The organism is Streptomyces sp. NPDC019531 (assembly GCF_044903305.1).
Taxonomy (GTDB): Bacteria; Actinomycetota; Actinomycetes; order Streptomycetales; family Streptomycetaceae; genus Streptomyces.
This window is the reverse complement of sequence record NZ_JBJDQL010000006.1, coordinates 192,994-209,651: the sequence shown is the minus strand read 5'-3', so window position 1 is coordinate 209,651 and position 16,658 is coordinate 192,994. Positions and strand designations below refer to the sequence as shown.

17 protein-coding genes are annotated in these 16,658 nt (G+C 70.8%); 16 read left to right on the top strand and 1 reads right to left on the bottom strand.

The features are described 5' to 3' along the window. The first annotated feature begins 5 nt into the window (after positions 1 to 5). Positions 6 to 1,718, top strand: a complete 1,713-nt coding sequence (locus ACI2L1_RS10405) for an IlvD/Edd family dehydratase (protein ID WP_404738896.1) — start codon at positions 6 to 8, stop codon at positions 1,716 to 1,718. On the opposite strand, the gene ACI2L1_RS10400 is transcribed toward ACI2L1_RS10405, so the two are convergent. Continuing rightward, positions 1,699 to 2,484, bottom strand: coding sequence for a DUF1932 domain-containing protein (locus ACI2L1_RS10400; RefSeq protein WP_404738895.1), 786 nt, complete (start codon positions 2,482 to 2,484; stop codon positions 1,699 to 1,701). The genes ACI2L1_RS10405 and ACI2L1_RS10400 overlap by 20 nt on opposite strands. A gap of 104 nt (positions 2,485 to 2,588) precedes the next feature. On the opposite strand from ACI2L1_RS10400, the gene ACI2L1_RS10395 reads away from it, so the two are divergent. The 15 genes from ACI2L1_RS10395 to ACI2L1_RS10325 all read left to right on the top strand — a co-directional run bounded on the left by ACI2L1_RS10395 (position 2,589) and on the right by ACI2L1_RS10325 (position 16,652). Further along, positions 2,589 to 3,239: a GntR family transcriptional regulator gene (locus tag ACI2L1_RS10395; protein ID WP_404738894.1), complete on the top strand. Its 651-nt coding sequence runs from the start codon at positions 2,589 to 2,591 to the stop codon at positions 3,237 to 3,239. A gap of 147 nt (positions 3,240 to 3,386) precedes the next feature. Beyond that, complete coding sequence (locus tag ACI2L1_RS10390) at positions 3,387 to 4,328, top strand: DUF6282 family protein (RefSeq protein ID WP_404738893.1); 942 nt, start codon at positions 3,387 to 3,389, stop codon at positions 4,326 to 4,328. Continuing rightward, entirely contained in the window at positions 4,325 to 5,086 is a 762-nt protein-coding gene (locus tag ACI2L1_RS10385) for an ABC transporter ATP-binding protein (protein WP_404738892.1), read from the top strand. The genes ACI2L1_RS10390 and ACI2L1_RS10385 overlap by 4 nt, the downstream gene beginning before the upstream one ends. Then, on the top strand, positions 5,083 to 5,955 hold the full coding sequence (locus ACI2L1_RS10380; RefSeq protein ID WP_404738891.1) for an ABC transporter permease: 873 nt from the start codon (positions 5,083 to 5,085) through the stop codon (positions 5,953 to 5,955). Before ACI2L1_RS10385 ends, ACI2L1_RS10380 begins: the two co-directional genes overlap by 4 nt. Further along, positions 5,952 to 6,974: an ABC transporter substrate-binding protein gene (locus ACI2L1_RS10375; RefSeq protein WP_404738890.1), complete on the top strand. Its 1,023-nt coding sequence runs from the start codon at positions 5,952 to 5,954 to the stop codon at positions 6,972 to 6,974. The genes ACI2L1_RS10380 and ACI2L1_RS10375 overlap by 4 nt, the downstream gene beginning before the upstream one ends. Then, positions 6,974 to 8,347: an FAD-dependent tricarballylate dehydrogenase TcuA gene (tcuA, locus tag ACI2L1_RS10370; protein WP_404738889.1), complete on the top strand. Its 1,374-nt coding sequence runs from the start codon at positions 6,974 to 6,976 to the stop codon at positions 8,345 to 8,347. Before ACI2L1_RS10375 ends, tcuA begins: the two co-directional genes overlap by 1 nt. After that, the gene (gene tcuB / locus ACI2L1_RS10365; protein WP_404738888.1) at positions 8,334 to 9,341 is read left to right on the top strand and encodes a tricarballylate utilization 4Fe-4S protein TcuB; all 1,008 of its coding nucleotides are present in this window, start codon (positions 8,334 to 8,336) and stop codon (positions 9,339 to 9,341) included. The genes tcuA and tcuB overlap by 14 nt, the downstream gene beginning before the upstream one ends. Before the next feature lies 1 nt (position 9,342). Continuing rightward, positions 9,343 to 10,950: a thiamine pyrophosphate-binding protein gene (locus ACI2L1_RS10360; protein WP_404738887.1), complete on the top strand. Its 1,608-nt coding sequence runs from the start codon at positions 9,343 to 9,345 to the stop codon at positions 10,948 to 10,950. Positions 10,951 to 10,966: 16 nt separating this feature from the next. After that, positions 10,967 to 12,304, top strand: coding sequence for an MmgE/PrpD family protein (locus ACI2L1_RS10355; protein ID WP_404738886.1), 1,338 nt, complete (start codon positions 10,967 to 10,969; stop codon positions 12,302 to 12,304). Further along, positions 12,297 to 13,685: an aldehyde dehydrogenase family protein gene (locus ACI2L1_RS10350; RefSeq protein ID WP_404738885.1), complete on the top strand. Its 1,389-nt coding sequence runs from the start codon at positions 12,297 to 12,299 to the stop codon at positions 13,683 to 13,685. The genes ACI2L1_RS10355 and ACI2L1_RS10350 overlap by 8 nt, the downstream gene beginning before the upstream one ends. 31 nt (positions 13,686 to 13,716) lie before the next feature. Further along, a complete protein-coding gene (locus ACI2L1_RS10345; protein ID WP_404738884.1) occupies positions 13,717 to 14,151 on the top strand; it encodes a VOC family protein in 435 nt (144 codons plus the stop codon). A gap of 407 nt (positions 14,152 to 14,558) precedes the next feature. Then, entirely contained in the window at positions 14,559 to 15,086 is a 528-nt protein-coding gene (locus ACI2L1_RS10340; protein WP_404738883.1) for a DUF1062 domain-containing protein, read from the top strand. A gap of 226 nt (positions 15,087 to 15,312) precedes the next feature. Next, positions 15,313 to 15,453 carry a hypothetical protein gene (locus ACI2L1_RS10335; protein ID WP_404738882.1) on the top strand — a complete coding sequence of 47 codons (141 nt, stop codon included), beginning with the start codon at positions 15,313 to 15,315 and terminating at the stop codon, positions 15,451 to 15,453. Positions 15,454 to 15,550: 97 nt separating this feature from the next. Next, a complete protein-coding gene (locus ACI2L1_RS10330) occupies positions 15,551 to 15,673 on the top strand; it encodes a putative leader peptide (RefSeq protein WP_404738881.1) in 123 nt (40 codons plus the stop codon). A gap of 109 nt (positions 15,674 to 15,782) precedes the next feature. Then, entirely contained in the window at positions 15,783 to 16,652 is an 870-nt protein-coding gene (locus ACI2L1_RS10325) for a glutathione S-transferase C-terminal domain-containing protein (protein ID WP_404738880.1), read from the top strand. The last annotated feature ends 6 nt before the right edge of the window (positions 16,653 to 16,658 follow it).

The window sequence follows — 16,658 nt, the reverse complement described above, 5'->3', positions numbered from 1 at the left end:
GAGCGATGAGGCTTCGCAGCGCACAGTGGTACGCCGGACAGGACCGCAACGCCTATATCCACCGGGCCTGGATGCGCCGCGGGGTACCGCAGGACGCCTTCACCGGCCGGCCGCAGATCGCCATCGCCAACACCGCCTCCGACCTCACCCCCTGCAACGCGCACCTGGACGAGGTGGCCAGGTCCGTCCGCGACGGCGTGTACGAGGCGGGCGGCATCCCCCTCGACCTGCCCGTGGTGTCGCTGGGCGAGACCAACGTGCGTCCCACGGCCATGCTCTGGCGCAACATGGCCGCGATGGCCACGGAGGAGATGCTCAGGGCCAACCCCCTTGACGGAGTGGTCCTGTTGGGCGGCTGCGACAAGACGATCCCGTCCCTGCTGATGGCCGCCGCCTCGGTGGACCTGCCCGCCGTGGTCGTCCCCGGCGGCCCCATGCTGACCGGCACCTTCCGCGGCACCCCGCTGGGCTGCGGCACGGACGTGTGGCGGCTGTCGGAGGAGGTCCGCGCCGGAACCCTGTCCCAGGAACAGTTCACCCGCTCCGAGTCGTCGATGATCCGCAGCCGTGGGCACTGCAACACCATGGGCACCGCCTCCACCATGGCGCTGGTGGCCGAGGCCCTGGGCACGGTCCTCCCCGGGGTGGCCGGCACACCCGCCCCGGACAGCCGGCTGCTGGAGGCCGCGCACGGCACCGGACGCCTCGCCGTGGAACTGGTGGCCGCCGAGCGCCGTCCGAGCACCTTCCTGACCAAGGGGTCCTTCCACAACGCGATCGTGGCGCTGGCCGCGATCGGCGGCTCGACCAACGCCGTCGTCCATCTCCTCGCCATCGCGGGCCGGTTGGGCGTCGAGCTGACCCTCGACGACTTCGACCGCATCGGCTCCCGGGTACCCGTCCTGGTCGACCTCCAGCCCGCGGGACGCTTCCTGATGGAGGACTTCCACCGGGCCGGGGGCCTGCTCGCCGTGTTGCGCGAGGTCGCCGACCTCCTGGACCCCGACGCGCTGACCGTCACGGGAGAGCCGCTGGTGGACCATCTCGCCGACGCCCCGATCTGGGACGCCGAGGTGATCAGGACCCGGGCCCGGCCTCTGGTCGAGGAGGGCGGCATCGCCGTTCTGCGCGGCAGCCTCGCCCCCGACGGAGCGCTGATCAAACCCGCGGCGGCCTCACCGCACCTGCTGCGCCACCGGGGCCGTGCGGTCGTCTTCGACAGCATCGAGGACTTCCACGCCCGCGTCGACGACCCGGACCTCGACGTCGACGCGGACTCCGTGCTCGTGCTGCGCGGCTGCGGGCCCAGGGGCTACCCGGGCATGCCCGAGGTGGCCAACATGCCGCTCCCCACCAAGCTGTTGGAGCAGGGCATCCGGGACATGGTCCGCGTCTGCGACGGCCGTATGAGCGGAACCGCGTACGGCACCGTCGTCCTGCACGTGGCACCGGAAGCGGCGGCGGGCGGCCCGCTCGCCCTCGTACGGACCGGCGACGTCATCGGTCTCGACGTCGAGGGCCGGCGGATCGACCTGGAGGTGCCCGCCGCCGAACTCGCCTCCCGCACCCCGAACGCGGCCACCGTCGAGGGCTTCGCCAACCCGCGCCGGGGCTGGGAGCGGCTGTACGTCGACCACGTGCAACAGGCCGACACCGGCGCCGACCTGGACTTCCTTCTGGGCTCAAGTGGGTCGGAGGTCAGCCGGGAGTCGCACTGATCAACCGTCGCAGAAGATCCCGACCAGCAGTCGTCATCAGTGGCGGCACCTCCAGATCGTCCAGCATGTCCGCCGCGGCCTGCATCTCGGCCTCGCGTCGGACCGCGTGGCGATGGCTGCCCTCGATCAGCCGGTCAAGGGTCGAGGCGTCGACGCGGGTCAGCTCGGCGGCGATGTGCTCGCGCAGCCAGTCCTCGCAGCCCGCGCTCCGGGCCGCGTCGAGGGCTTCGACGACGGTCGCCGCGAGCCCCTTGTAGAAGACGCTGCGCAGGAGTTTGCGCTCGGCGGCAAGGCCCGCCGGTCCGTCGAGCACCTCCACCGTCGCGCCGAGGGGGCGGAGCAGCCCGGCGCAGCGATCGGCCTCCGGGCCGGAGACCAGCATCGGCGTGCGCAGGCCCTTCCCGGGCACGGGGGCCATCAGGGACACGTCGGCGAAGCCGATCCCGGCCTCCCCGGCGATCTCGCCGAGCTGCCGCTTCACCGCCGGGGACGCGGTGTTGAGGTCGGCCCAGAGACAACCGGGAGCGGCTCCGGCGAGGCCCGCGCGCAGGGCGTCCACGGAGGCCGAGGCGCTGTTGACGCTCAGGACGAGGCCGCTGCCCTCGGCCGCCTCCGCCTCGCTGCCGGTGCCGACCACCCCGTGGGGAGCCGGCACCTTCGGGTCGTAGCCGCGTACGGGCACGCCTGCTGCGACCAGGTCGGCCGCGATCGCGCCGCCCGCCTCTCCCAGTCCGAGTACGGCGACGGGCGGGACCTCGACGGGCATGGGCACTCCTCGGATCGTGCAAGATTGACGACAATATTGTTACCAGTCTTTGCCGTCCTGTAGTCGTCATCTTGTAGTCGTTCATATGGGGAGAGGGGATCCACGTGCCTGCTGTGCGCAGAGTCCAGTCCGAGTCCGACCCGGTCGTCGAGGTCATCCGCACGGCGATCGTGAGCGGGGACTTCGTGCCGGACCAGCGGCTCGTGGAGGCGGATCTCTCGGAGCGGTTCTCCGTGAGCCGCGGAGCCGTGCGGGCCGCACTGCTCCAGCTCGGCAACGAGGGGCTGGTGGAGCGGATCCCGCACCGGGGTGCCCGGGTGCGGGCGGTGTCCCTGGCCGAGGCCATCGAGATCACGGAGATCCGGATGGTGGTCGAGGGGCTGTGCGCCGCGAAGGCCGCGCAGCGAGCGGCCGAGACGGAGATCGCCGAGCTGCGGGAGATCCGTGCGGGCATGGTGGCGGCCGTCGACGCCGGGGCCGTCATGGACTACTCGGCGCTGAACAACCGGCTGCACCGCAGGATGGTGGAGATGAGCGGCCAGGTCACGGCCGAGGGGGTGATCGAGCGGCTGCGCGGGCAGTCCGTCCGGCACCAGTTCCGGCTGGCCCTGCAGCCGGGCCGGCCGTCCGTCTCGCTGCCGGAGCACCTCGCGATCATCGACGCGATCTGCGAGCGCGACTCGGTCGCCGCCGAGGCGGCCGCCCGCGGCCATCTCGCCAGTGTGATCCGGGCGCTGCGGGGGGCGGCAGGATGACCCCGGTGCGAGGCGTGTTCCAGGCCCGGCGCGGCTGAAGGGGAACTGTGAGTACGGACTTCTGAGTACCACTTTCTGCGCGACCCATTGACGCCTCCTCATCGATTGTTAACAATCCGGGTCACCAAATTGGTGACAGGAGGCGGCGTGACCGACCTACCAGCCTCACATCCGACCCCGTCGGACCATGCCCGCGAGCTCGTCGCGGGGGCCTACGACATCCACGTCCACATCGCACCCGACCTCATGAAACGCCGGGTCGACGACCTGACCCTGGCAGCCCGCTTCACCGAGGTCGGCCTCCACGGGTTCGTCCTCAAGTCGCACTACGTCCCCACGGCGGAGCGGGCCGAGGTGGTCCGCAACGCCTTACCCGGATTCGGAGCCGTCGGAGCGATCACCCTGAACGCCTCGGTGGGCGGCATGAACCCGATCGCCGTCGAGATAGCGGGCCGCGGCGGCGCCCAGTTCGTCTGGCTGCCCACCGTGGACAGCGCCAACGAACGCGCCTGTACGGCGGCGGGTCCCGAGGGCGCCACACCGCCCATGTGGGTCCAGCTCCAGGACGACCTGCGCGCCGCGGGCATGGCGGCCGACCCGGTCGACGTGGTCGGACCAGACGGCGAGGTCCTTCCGGCCGCCCGCCAGGTGCTCAGGGTGATCGCGGCCCACGACATGACCCTCGCCACCGGCCACCTCGGCTCCGACGAGATCACCGCCGTCGTGGACGCCGCCGTCGAGGAGGGCGTGCGCCGGATCGTCATCACCCACCCGGAGTTCACCTCCCAGCGCATCGGCGTCGAACGCCAACGCCAACTCGCCGCCAAGGGAGCCCTGTTGGAGAGGTGCTTCACCACCCCGCACACCGGCAAGGTCACCTGGGACCTGTGGCTGGAGAACATCCGCGCCGTCGGCCCCGAACACTCCGTGCTCTCCAGCGACCTCGGCCAGCCCTTCAACCCGCCGGTCGAGGACGGCCTGCCGCTGCTCGCCGAGCGGTTGCTCGGCGCGGGCTTCACCGAGCGGGAGGTCCGGACCATGGCCGTGGACAACACGCGCTGGCTGGCCGGAGCGGAGAAGGACCGATGACCGCCGTTCTGGAGATCCGCGGGCTGAGCAAGCAGTTCGTCAAGGACGACCTCGGGATCGTGGCCTTGCGCGACCTGAGTCTGGAGATCGAGGAGGGGTGCTTCGTCACGGTGCTCGGCCGCAGCGGCTGCGGCAAGTCGACCATGCTGAACATGATGTCCGGGCTCATCCCCCCGACCTCCGGTGAGGTGAGGTTCCGGGACCGCAAGGTGACCGGTCCACGCAGCGACGTCGGATATCTGACCCAGTCGGACACCCTCATGCCGTGGCGCGACGTCCGACGCAACGTCGAAATGCCCATGGAGCTCAAGGGAGTTCCATCGAAGGAACGGCGGGAACGCGCCACTGACCTGATCGGACGGGTCGGCCTCACCGGCTTCGAACGCCACTATCCGCGCGAACTGTCCGGTGGCATGCGGCGCCGCGCGAGCCTGGCCCGGATGCTCGCCGGCGACCCCGACGTCCTGCTGCTCGACGAGCCCTTCGGCGCCCTCGACGCCCAACTGCGCTCCGTGCTGCAGGCCGAACTGCTGCGGCTGTGGCAGGGCAGCCGGCAGACCGTGGTGTTCGTGACCCATGACATCGAGGAGGCACTGCTGCTCGGCGACCGGATCGTGGTCCTCGGCCGGATCGGCCGGGTGGTACTGGACCGCGAGCTCGACCTGCCGAGACCGCGCGACGCCGACGAACTGCGTGTCGACCCGCAATTCGTCAGCCTGCACAAGGAGATGACCGAGGCACTTCGGGAGGCACGATGAGCACGGCCGACGTGAACAAGGCGGACGCCGGGCCGATCGACGCCGGAACACTCATCGGTCAGTCGGTCACCGTCCCGCTGAACCGCACCTGGTGGCAGAAGCACGGCGGCACGGTCGTCATCTGGGTCGGCCGGCTGCTCTTCGTCGTCGTGCTGCTGGTCTCCTGGGAGCTGTGCGCCGGGCGCGTGTTCGACGAGACCTTCACCAGTCGCCCGCTGGACGTGGTGCACCGACTGGGCGACTGGCAGCGGGAGGGACTGCTCTGGTCCAACACCTGGGTCACGCTGAAGGAGATCGTCCTGGGCTTTGTCCTCGGCGCCGGAGCAGGCGCGCTGACCGGGTTCGTCCTCGCCTCGCTGCCGACCTTCTACCGGATCATCGACCCGTTCGTCGTGGCCCTGTACTCCCTGCCGAAAGTGGCCCTCGCACCGCTGTTCATCGTCTGGTTCGGCATCGGCCTGCAGATGAAGGTGCTGCTCGCCGCCGCCACCGTCTTCTTCCTGGTCTTCCTCAACACCGCGGTGGGGGTGCGCGAGGTCGACCGTCAACTGATCGACGCGGTACGGCTGATGGGCGGAGGCCGCCGCGAGGTCGTCCTGAAAGTCGTCCTGCCCGGCTCGATGACCGGCCTGCTCACCGGCCTCAAGGTCGCCGTGCCGTACTCCCTGATCGGCGCGGTCATCGGTGAACTCGTCGCCTCCAACCGGGGGCTGGGCTATCTGATCAGCGACGCCGCCGCCAACTTCGACACGGCGGGTGTCTTCGCCACCCTCGTGGTCCTCGGAACCATCGCGACCGTCCTCAACCTGCTTGTCGGAGTGCTCGACCGCAGGGCCAACCGCTGGAAGCCCTTGGAGGTCCGCAAGTGAACAGACGGCAGTTGGTCAAGAGCCTGCTCGCGACGGGAGCGGTCGCGCTGACCGGCGCGGGCTGCGCCGAGTCCGGGGCCTCGACAGCGGTCGGCAAGCTGTCGGTGGGCCAGGTCAGCAAGTCGATCGCGTTCTTCCCCATGTTCATCGCGACCGAGAAGGGCTACTTCAAGGAGGAGGGCGTCAGCTTCGGCGAGCCGCCCGTCCTCGGCAACGGCTCCAAGGTGGCCGCCGCCCTCAAGTCCGGCAGCATCGAACTCGGCGGCGGTGTGATGACCGACGTCTTCAAGCTCTCGGAGGTCGAGAACGACATCCGGCTGGTGGCCGACCTGGTCGACCGGTACTACATCGACATCGTCACCGGTACGAAGTTCAAGGGCGCCGCGACCGACGCCTCCCTGGACGAGCGGATCGCGTCCCTCAAGGGAAAGAAGATCGGCATCACCGGGCCGGGCAGCGGCACCGAGGCACTGGTCGTCTACCTGTTCACCAAGGGCGGGATGAACGCGAAGAAGGACGCCGAACTGGTCAACCTCGGCAGCGAACCCACCGCCGCCCTCGGAGCCCTCAAAAACGGTCAGGTCGACGCCCTCTCCTTCGCCCAGCCGCTCGGCCAGCAGGCGGAGGGGTCCGGCATCGGCACCCTCTACATCTCCCCGTCCCGCGGCGACATCCCCGACCTGGTCGACGTCTGCCACGGCGTCTTCTTCACCACCGCGGGCATCCTCAAGGACAAGGCCAAGGAGATAGCCGCCTTCCAGAAGGCCCTCGTCCGCGCCAAGGAGGACATCCACGGCGGTGACGCGGCCGAGGTGAAGAAGCTGCTCGCCGCATACCGCAGCGGAATGGCCGACGAGACCCTCGAATCGCTGCTGCCCCTGCTGCGCACGGAGATCCCGAAGACCAACGCCTTCAAACGCTCCTCCTTCGACACCGCGGTGGCCTTCCACAAGTCCTCCGGCCTGATCGAGAAGGACCCCGACTACGACCAGCTCGTCCCGAAGAACCTGCGCGCCTGATGGACGCGGAAGCCCTGACGGACGCCGACGTCCTGGTCGTCGGCGGCGGCAACGCGGCGATCGTGAGCGCGCTGACCGCCGCCGACGCCGGGGCCCGCGTTCTGCTGCTGGAACGGGCCCCCGTCCACTTCCGCGGCGGCAACAGCCGCCACACCCGCAACATCCGCTGCGCCCACGACACCGGCGACGAGTTCACCACCGGCCCCTACCCCTTCGACGAGCTCTGGCACGACCTGTGCGGAGTCGGCAAGGGCCCGAGCGACGAACACCTAGCGGAGCTGACGGTCCGTCAATCCGCCGAGGTGCCTTCCTGGATGGCCGCGCACGGTGCTCACTGGCAGCGCGCTCTGACCGGCACCCTCGACCTGGCCCGCACCAACCGCTTCTTCCTCGGCGGCGGCAAGGCACTGCTCAACTCCTACTACCGGCGGGCGAGTCGGCAAGGGATCGCCATCGAGTACGACACCAAGGTCACGCACCTGGAGTTCGACGGCGAGACCTGCACCGGGGTCCTGACCGACGACGGCCGCCGTGTCCGGGCCCCCGCCGTGATCTGCGCGAGCGGCGGCTTCGAGGCCGACCTCGCCTGGCTGGGCCGCTACTGGGGCGAGGCGGTACAGGGCTTCCACGTGCGCGGGCCGTCGTACAACGACGGAAGGCTACTGCGGGAGCTACTGGACGCGGGCGCCCAACAGGCAGGCGAGGAGCGCGGGTTCCACGCCGTCGCGGTCGACGCCCGCAGCCCGAGGTACGACGGCGGAATCGCCACCCGCATCGACGCCATCCCCTTCGGCATCGTGGTCAACCGGGACGGCCGTCGCTTCTACGACGAGGGCGAGGACATCTGGCCCAAGCGGTACGCCATCTGGGGGCGCAACATCGCCCTCCAGCCGGGCCAGATCGCCTACGCCCTGTGGGACGCGAAGGTCCGAGGAGCCTTCCTGCCTCCCATGTACGGCCCGTACAGCGCCCAAAGCATCGAGGAACTGGCCGAGTTGCTGGACCTCGACAAGCGGGCGGTCGCCGAGACGGTGGACACCTTCAACAAGGCCGTCGACCGTGCTCCGGACACCGAGGCCACCGCCGGTCTCGACCCGCCCAAGAGCAACTGGGCCAGGCGCCTCGACACACCCCCCTATTTCGCGGTCCCGATGCGCCCCGGGATCACCTTCACCTACCTGGGCGTCGCGGTCACCGACCGGGCCCGGGTCCGCCGGGCCGACGGCGGGGTCTTCGGCAACGTCTTCGCCGCCGGCGAGATCATGTCCGGGAACATCCTCTCCACCGGATACCTCGCCGGGTTCGGCATGACCATCGGCACGGTATGGGGCCGTATCGCCGGAACGGAGGCGGCTCGCCATGCCCTGGGATGATCTGTTCAAAGAGGCCGAGCGCCAGCTCACCATCTGCAACTCCTGCCGCTACTGCGCCGGTTACTGCCCCGTCTGGCCCGCCCTGGAACTGCGGACCACGCTCGGACGCGAGGACGTCACCCATCTCGCCAACCTCTGCCACGACTGCGGCGACTGCCTCTCCGCCTGCATGTACGCCCCACCGCACCAGTTCGCCGTCGACCCGCCCCAGGTCTTCGCCGAGGTACGCGAGGACACCTACCGCCGCTACGTCTGGCCGCATCGGACGCCGGGCCGACGCGAGACAGGCATCGCCTTCACCGTCGTATGCCTGGTACTCGCCCTGCTGTCCTGGCTGTTCACAGGGCGCGCGTTCGTGGTGGCGGACACCCCCGGCGACCCGTACGAGATCCTCCCGCACACTCCGCTGCTGATCGCGGTGAGCGTGCCGAGCCTGTGGGCGGCCGGGATGTTCGGCTGGGCGGTGCTGCGGTACTGGCGGGACGTCCATGGCCGCCTCGCCGACCTGTTCCGGCCGCGAGCGTGGCTGACGACCTTTCACCAGGCCGTGCAGCTGAAGCACATGACCGGGGGAGGGGCGGGATGTGAGCGACCCGGCCGACGCGGATTCCATCGGGTACTGCTGTACGGCTTCGGGCTGTGCGTCGTCTCCACCACGGCGGCGGCGTTCCAGCAGAACATCCTAGGCACCCATCCGCCGTACGGCTGGCTCTCCGTGCCCGTGATCAGCGGCAGCGTCGGCGGGATCGCCATGCTCGTCGGCGGGACCGGGCTGTGGGTCCGCAGCGGCGGGAGCGGCTTTCTCTGGGCCTTGCTGGTGCTGGCGGCGACCGGGATGCTCACCCTGCTGCTCAGGCAGACGGTCGTCTTCGGGCCGTTGCTGTTGCTGCATGTCGGCGCGGTCGTCGTCGCGTTCGGGATCGCGCCGTACACCAAGTTCGTGCACGGGATCTTCCGGACCCTGTCCATCCACCACGACAACCTGGAGCGATGACATGGGCAACACCGCCACGGTGATCGCCGAACACATCCGTGCCGCGGGGGCCGGGCGGGTGTTCGCCTACCCGGGCGACCCGATCATCGAGCTGATGGAGGCGATGCGCGCGCTGGACGTCGAGGTCGTGCTCGGCGGACGCGAAGGCACCGCGGTGTTCATGGCCGAGGCGCACGCGATGGTGACCGGGCGGCCGGGGGTGTGCCTGTCGACCCTCGGGCCGGGCTCCACCTCCCTCGTCAACGGGGTCGCCGCCGCCACCTGGGACCGCGTACCGCTCCTCGCGGTCTCCGGCCAAGTCGACGCCGGGCGTGAGGACATGACCACCCATCAAGTGGTCGATCACAAACTGCTGTTCTCGCCGGTCACCAAATGGGCGGGCCGGATCCACCCACGGTCCGTCGACGGCGTGCTGCGCAAGGCGCTCCGGCTGGCCGTCGCCGAACGGCCCGGGGCGGTCCATCTCACCGGCTCCGCCGAGACGTTCGCCGCCGATGCCCTCGACGTCGGCGTCAAGTCGCCTCCACTGGACGGCGCCGCCGGAGGCGTACGGGTGCACCGGGTGCTTGGCGGCCCCGACCCGGCGCAGCTGCTGCGCTCCGCCCGGCGCCCGGTGCTGCTGGCGGGGGCCGGAGCGACCCGGTGCGGCGCTTCCGGCGCCCTGCTGCGCCTCGCGGAGGCGGTCGGGGCCCCGGTCGTGGTGGCCCCGATGGCCAAGGGGGTGTTCCCCGAGGACCACCCGTACTTCGCCGGGGTGGTCGACATGGCCTGCAACCAGGTCCTGTGGGACTTCCTCGCCGACAGCGATCTCGTCGTCACCGCCGGGTTCGACCCGGTCGAACTGATCAAACCGTGGTCGCTCGACACGCCGGTCCTGCATGTGGACACCACGCCCAACACCGACCAGGTCTACCCCAGCGACTGCGAAGTCGTCGGGGACGTCTCCCTGAGCCTGGACTGGCTCGCCGAAGGATGGCGGGGCCAGCCCCGCCGGAGCGAGCACGACGTCGCCGCGCACCGCGACCGGCTCCGTACGGCCTACTACGCGGGCCGGGTCCCCGGCCGTCTCAACCCCACCGACGTCATCGACGTGGTCCGCGCGGCCGCCCCCGACGACACCGTCGTCACCTGTGACGTCGGCTCCCACAAGCTGCTCGTCGGCCAGGGCTGGCGGGCCCGACGCCCCCGAAGCGTCCTCATGAGCAACGGCCTGTCCTCGATGGGCTTCGGACTCCCCGGGGCGATCGCCGCCCAGCTGGCCCTCGGCGAGACACCCGTCGTCGCGCTGATCGGCGACGGCGGCTTCGCGATGGCCGCCACCGAACTGCGACTCGCCGCCGCACGCCAACTCCGGCTGGCCGTGGTGGTGTTCGTCGACGGCAGCCTCAACCGCATCGAGCTCAAACAGCGGGCGCTCGGCTATCCCGCCACGGCGACCCGCCTCGCGGACATCGACCTGGTCGCCCTCGCCGGCTCCATGGGCTGCGACGGCGTACGGGTGACCTCGATGGCCGAACTGGAGAAGGCCACGGCCGGGTTGGGCGGCCTGACCCGGCCGCTGCTCATCGAGGCCCGTATCGAACCCGCCCAGTACGAGGCGCAGTTCTGAGGAGGGAGACACCGACATGACCGTCGTGGAGGAACTGGCCGGGTTCGCGGTCGCCCAGCGTGCGCACCCGCTCGCCGCGGAAGTACGGCACGCGGCCGTGCGCGCGGTCGTGGACTGGGTGTCGGCCACCGTCCCGGGCACCGGCACCCGGGCCGCCCGCGCACTGACCGAGGCGCTCGACCCGGGCCCCGGGCCCGCCCGCCTCATCCCCTCCGGCCGGCCGGCCGACGTACGCACCGCGGCCCTCCTGAACGGCACCGCCGCGCACGCCGCCGAACTCGACGACATCTACCGGGACGCCTTCTACCACCCCGGCGCCCCGACCGTCGCCGCCGCCTTCGCGGTCGCCGACCTCCTCGACGCCTCCGGCGAGGACTTCCTGCGGGCCGTGACCATCGGGTACGAGATCGGCGCGCGGATCGCACTCGCCGTAGGGCCACGGCACTACCGCAACTGGCACACCACCGGGACGGTCGGCACCTTCGGCGCGGCAGCGGCGGCGGCCGAGCTGATGGGGCTGGAACCCGCCCGTCTCGCGGGTGCGCTGGCACTGGCCGGGACCATGACCGCGGGCCTCCAGCAGACCTTCCGGTCACCGTCCACGGGCAAGCCGCTGCACTCGGGGCACGCGGCCGAGGCCGGGGTGGTGGCCGCGCTCGCCGCCCGGAAGGGGCTCACGGGAGCCCTCGACGTGCTGGAGGGACCGGCCGGGTTCGGCGTCGCGACCGCAGGCATCGAGAACCTGACCGTCAGCGGACTGGGCGAACCGTTCTGCGTCACGGAGACAACGGTCAAGAACCACGCCTGCTGCGGGCACACCTTCGCCGCGATCGACGCCGCGCTCGAACTCCGCGACTCCGTAAGGACGGAGGACATCAAGGCCATCGAGATCGAGACCTACGCCGTCGCCACCAAGGTTGCCGGACGGCCGGATCCGGTCGACCCCGACGAGGCCCGGTTCAGTCTGGCCCACACGGTCGCCGCCGCACTCGTCCTGGGCGGCGTACGCCTGCACGCCTTCACCCCGACGGCAGTGCGGGACCCCTCGATCCGCAGGCTCGTCGCGTGCACCACGGCCCGGGTGGACCCGGCACTGGACAGGCTCGCCCCCGCCCGCCGGGCGGCCCGGGTCCGGATCACCGACCGGCACGGCGGTACGCACGAACGACTGCGGCTGACGCGCAAGGGCGATCCCGACGACCCTTTGACCGACGACGAACTGCGCGCCAAATACGATGAGTTGGTGCCCCCGTACCTCGGCGCCGCGCGGGCCGGGGCGATCGCGGACGCGCTGTGGAACCTGCCCTCCCTGAAGCGGATGAGCGCACTGGAGTGGGGGCGGTCGGATGACTGAGCGACTTCCGGTGCTCGACAAGTACACCGGTGACGTCATCGCCGAACTCCCCGTGGCCGGCCCCGACCAGGCGGACGAGGCGATCGCCTCGGCGACCGGGGCCGTGGGCCAACTGCCTTACCAGGAACGGGCGTTGGCCCTCCGCAGGGCGGCCCGGCTCCTGGACGAGCGGCGGGACACCGTCGTCGCCCAGTACGTCGCAGAGACCGGCTTCACCCCGGCCGACGCCACCACCGAACTCGACCGGACCCTCCTCGTCCTCGAACTCTGCGCCCAGGAAGCCCTGCGGCTCACCGGCGAGATGGTGCCGGTCCAGGCGGCCACCGGTCACGAGGACTCGCTCTGCTTCACCCTGCGGGTCCCGGTCGGGGTGGTCGCCGCCATCACCCCCTTCAACGCCCCGCTCAGCACGGTCGCCCACAAGATCGCACCCGCTCTCGCCGCCGGGAACGCGGTGGTCCTCAAGCCCGCCGAGCAGACCCCGATGTCCGCGATCTCGTTGGTACAGGCCCTGCTCGATGCCGGTCTGCCCGAGCAGCTCCTCCACCTGCTGCACGGCCCGGGTGAGACGGTCGGCGACCACCTCGTACGGCACCCGGACGTCCGCTACATCACCTTCACCGGCTCCACCGAGACCGGCCGCCACATCCGCGCCGTCAGCGGCCTCGCCCGCACCCACCTCGAACTCGGTTCCAACGCACCGACGTTGCTGTGGCGCGACGCCGATCTGGAGCTCGCCCTGCCGCTCGTCGCCCGCGCCGGGTACCGCAAGGCCGGACAGGTCTGCACCTCCGTACAACGACTCCTCGTACACGAGACGATCGCGGACGAGGTCGTCGCACGGCTGACCGCGCTCGTTCAGGAGATCACCTACGGCGATCCGCGCGCCCCCGGCACCCAGGTCGGCCCGCTCATCGACACAGAGGCGGCCGAGCGTGCCGAGGGTCTGGTCGGGGACGCCGTGGACCGGGGGAGCCGGCTGCTCACCGGGGGGACCAGGAAGGGCGCGCTGATGGCGCCGGCGGTGCTGGCCGGGCTGCCGGACGCGGCACGGCTGGCCTCCGAGGAGGCCTTCGCACCGCTGGTCGCCGTCGACACGGTCGGCTCCCTCGAAGAGGCCGCGCGCAAGGCCAACGCCACCCGGTACGGGCTCCAGACGGGGGTGTTCTGCCAGGACCTCGACGTCGCGCTCACCTTCACCCGGCTGCTGCAGACGGGAGGCGTCATGATCAACGACACGTCCAGCTGCCACCCCGACCCGATGCCGTACGGCGGGGTCAAGGACAGCGGCCAGGGCGTCGAGGGTCCCCGCTACGCCGTCCAGGACATGACCGACGCGCGGACCGTCCTGATCCGGCACCGGCCCCGCTACTTCTCGTAACGAGCGACAGAGCCCCTGCTAGGGTGCGCCGATGTCATCGATCAAGAAGGTCCAGATCACCTTCGACTGTGCCGAACCCGAGCGTGTCGCCCGCTTCTGGTGCGAGGTGCTGGGGTACGTCGTACCGCCGCCACCGGAGGGGTTCGACACATGGGGCGATTTCGACCGCTCCCTGCCGCCCGAGCGCAAGGGAGCGTCCTTCGCCTGCGGGGACCCCTCAGGTGTGGGCCCGCGGCTGTACTTCCAGCGCGTCCCCGAGGGCAAGGTCGTCAAGAACCGGGTGCATCTCGACGTGCGCGTCGGCACCGGGCTCGTGGGAGCGGAACGTCTCGCCACGCTCGAAGCCGAGTGCGCACGACTGGTCGCGCTCGGCGCGGTGCGCGTACAGGTGCTGCTCGCCGATGAGCACAACGAGTCGTGCATCCTGATGCAGGACGTCGAGGGCAACGAGTTCTGCCTCGACTGAGTCACCCCACCGGTATGAATTCGGGCAGGAGTACGCCACGCTGCAACGCCTGGTCCGTGCGCAGTCGGGGTGCCTGACGGGCGGGGCGAGAACTCCATGGCCGCCGCGGAGGAGACCAGCGTCCGGCCGGTCACACCTCGTCGAGGGCGTGCGGACCTTTCTGCGGGCGTACCGGGCCGTGTAAGGCCGGCTGACCTGGTGCTGTCCAAAAACCAGTGGTTCGGCGCCGCCGTACGCCACTAGCGTGCTGCCGAACCAAGTCGTCTGGGCAAGGACGTGCCGTTGTACACCCTGTGAGACCTCCCGAGCGCTGAATCGTCGCGCGTCGCGTCTGTGCGCCGCGCTCCTTTTTGCTGCGGACTTCTCACTGAAACCGGTGTACTTCTGTGCTCACCATCTGGGTGGTCATGCCCACCTGCCTGCCGCTCGTGCTGCGCCGTTGCCACACGTGCGCGTCCGACCGTTTCCGGTCGAGCGGCAAATTCCGCGTCAACGCCAACCACAAGCTCATCGATGCCTGGCTCCTCGCGCTCTGCACCACCTGCGGGGAGACCACGAAGCTCACGGTCCTGGAGCGGACGAACGTGCGCTCCGTGCGACCCGATCTGCTGGACCGAATGCACGACAACGACCCAGGTCTGGCAGCCGAGTTGCTCCAGGACCCGGTCCTGCGGCGCCGTAACCGCATAGCCCTCGACTGGGCCGACGCCTGGCACCTCGACACCGGCGGGACGGAGCACCCGGACCACGAGGTGCTCGACGTCTCGGTCCGCTTCGCGGCGCGGATCCCGGTCCGGCCGGTGCGGCTCATCGCCGAAGGCTGCGGCCTCTCACGGGCCGAGGTCGAGAGGCTGGTGACGGAGGGGAAGGTCGTCTCAGCGGTCCGGCTGAGCGGCAGACTCTCCGGCGACTTCACCTTCACGCTCAAGCGCTGAGCCCGCAAGGTGCCAACGGCCCTGTCCGGCTGACCCGCCGGACAGGGCCCGCCTCCGGCCCCGACCTCGAAGATCTCACAGCGCTGACGATCGAGTCCGCCGCCATGGCCCCTGTCCCGCTCGCGGGCCCGAACCGGATCCACACGAGGGACTGTGATCGCCGTCGTCGTTCATCGCCTCCCCGTGCTCATGGCACGGTGCCAATTTCGCCCCGCTCATCGGCGCGATGGCGGCCGACCTCGCCACCGGCCGCGCCGAGCCGAACCCCGCTTCCGGCTGGACTGCCTGGCCTGGACCCGAGAACCGGCCCGAAGGACGGATCCGCCGCCTGGCGGTGACCGCCTTCGAGGACGGCCCGCGGCACTGACGAGCCCCGATCTGCCCGCCTCGTGGACGCCCTCTTGACGTGCGCCCCTGCCCGATCGACACTCCAGATGGGAATCCTAGTGAACAGGTAGGGAAACATGGGGCGCCTTGAGTCGGCCGTCGGCCGTGTCAGCCGTACGGCTCTGCCGTCGCCTCTTCTGACCTCCCGCCGTCACATCGATCTGCTGCGGGTCTGCAGCGCGATCAGGCCCCTGGGCTGAGCCCGGCCGCCCCTTGGCACCCTGTCCCCGTGCACGGGGACAGCCGCCCGCTCCCGCCCGACGACGCTTCCGCCGCGCGTACGTCTGCGCACCGACCCCGGGGAGACCCATGTCCGTCACACCGCTCGTCCATGTCCCGGCCACCCACCCGTCCCCCGCGTTCCGGGGCAGGATCGGCCGGGACGCGCGCAGTGGGCACTACGCCGTGCCGCGCCGGTACCGGCTCCACCTCGCCTCCGCCTGTGCCGACGGACTGCGCATCGCCGTCGTGCACAGCCTGCTCGACCTCGACGACGTCTGTCCCGTGACCTTCCTGGACCCGGTCCCCGACTGTCCCGACGGCGGACATTCCGCGCTGCGCCCGTTGTACGAAGCCAGCGCGCACCGGTACACCGGAGCGGCCGTCGCCCCGGTGCTCAGCGACGACTGGTCGGGCCGGATCGTCAGCACCCACGCCGCCGACATCACCCGCGACCTGGCCGGGCACTTCGGCGGCGGCCGACCGGCCCTGTACCCGTGCGGGGCGGAGTCGGAGACCGAGGCCGTCGAGCGGATGTGCGCGCAGGGCATCGAACAGACCGCGCAGCGCGCCGGATCGGCGGGCGGCGACGAGGGCGAACGCGCCGCCGGACTGGAACGGCTGCTGGACTCCCTGGGCTCCCTTGAGCGCTGGCTCGGCGGGCGCGAGTACCTGATCCGGGATCACATCACCGCCGCCGACGTCGAGTTGTGGGTCACGCTGGTCCAGCTCGACACCGTGCACCGCCACCACCTGGACGCAGCCGCGGTGCAGCGCATCGCCGACCACCCGACACTGTGGTCCTACGCCCGCCGCCTGGCCGCCCACCCGGCCTTCGGCGGCCACCTCGACCTCGACGGCATCGCCCGCAGGCACCACGCGCACTGCCGGGGCCTGGAGGCCGCCGGGGCCGCCGTACAGATCCTGGACTGGGCGTCGCACACCGCCCGGTGCCCCTGAATGCCG

Excerpts from the sequence above, each read along its gene's own strand:
- ACI2L1_RS10405 (WP_404738896.1), top strand. The coding sequence starts at position 6 with ATGAGGCTTCGCAGCGCACAGTGGTACGCCGGACAGGACCGCAACGCC.
- ACI2L1_RS10400 (WP_404738895.1), bottom strand. The coding sequence starts at position 2,484 with ATGCCCGTCGAGGTCCCGCCCGTCGCCGTACTCGGACTGGGAGAGGCG.
- ACI2L1_RS10385 (WP_404738892.1), top strand. The coding sequence starts at position 4,325 with ATGACCGCCGTTCTGGAGATCCGCGGGCTGAGCAAGCAGTTCGTCAAG.
- ACI2L1_RS10380 (WP_404738891.1), top strand. The coding sequence starts at position 5,083 with ATGAGCACGGCCGACGTGAACAAGGCGGACGCCGGGCCGATCGACGCC.
- tcuA (WP_404738889.1), top strand. The coding sequence starts at position 6,974 with ATGGACGCGGAAGCCCTGACGGACGCCGACGTCCTGGTCGTCGGCGGC.
- tcuB (WP_404738888.1), top strand. The coding sequence starts at position 8,334 with ATGCCCTGGGATGATCTGTTCAAAGAGGCCGAGCGCCAGCTCACCATC.
- ACI2L1_RS10360 (WP_404738887.1), top strand. The coding sequence starts at position 9,343 with ATGGGCAACACCGCCACGGTGATCGCCGAACACATCCGTGCCGCGGGG.
- ACI2L1_RS10355 (WP_404738886.1), top strand. The coding sequence starts at position 10,967 with ATGACCGTCGTGGAGGAACTGGCCGGGTTCGCGGTCGCCCAGCGTGCG.
- ACI2L1_RS10350 (WP_404738885.1), top strand. The coding sequence starts at position 12,297 with ATGACTGAGCGACTTCCGGTGCTCGACAAGTACACCGGTGACGTCATC.
- ACI2L1_RS10345 (WP_404738884.1), top strand. The coding sequence starts at position 13,717 with ATGTCATCGATCAAGAAGGTCCAGATCACCTTCGACTGTGCCGAACCC.
- ACI2L1_RS10340 (WP_404738883.1), top strand. The coding sequence starts at position 14,559 with ATGCCCACCTGCCTGCCGCTCGTGCTGCGCCGTTGCCACACGTGCGCG.
- ACI2L1_RS10335 (WP_404738882.1), top strand. The coding sequence starts at position 15,313 with ATGGCGGCCGACCTCGCCACCGGCCGCGCCGAGCCGAACCCCGCTTCC.
- ACI2L1_RS10330 (WP_404738881.1), top strand. The coding sequence starts at position 15,551 with ATGGGGCGCCTTGAGTCGGCCGTCGGCCGTGTCAGCCGTACGGCTCTG.
- ACI2L1_RS10325 (WP_404738880.1), top strand. The coding sequence starts at position 15,783 with ATGTCCGTCACACCGCTCGTCCATGTCCCGGCCACCCACCCGTCCCCC.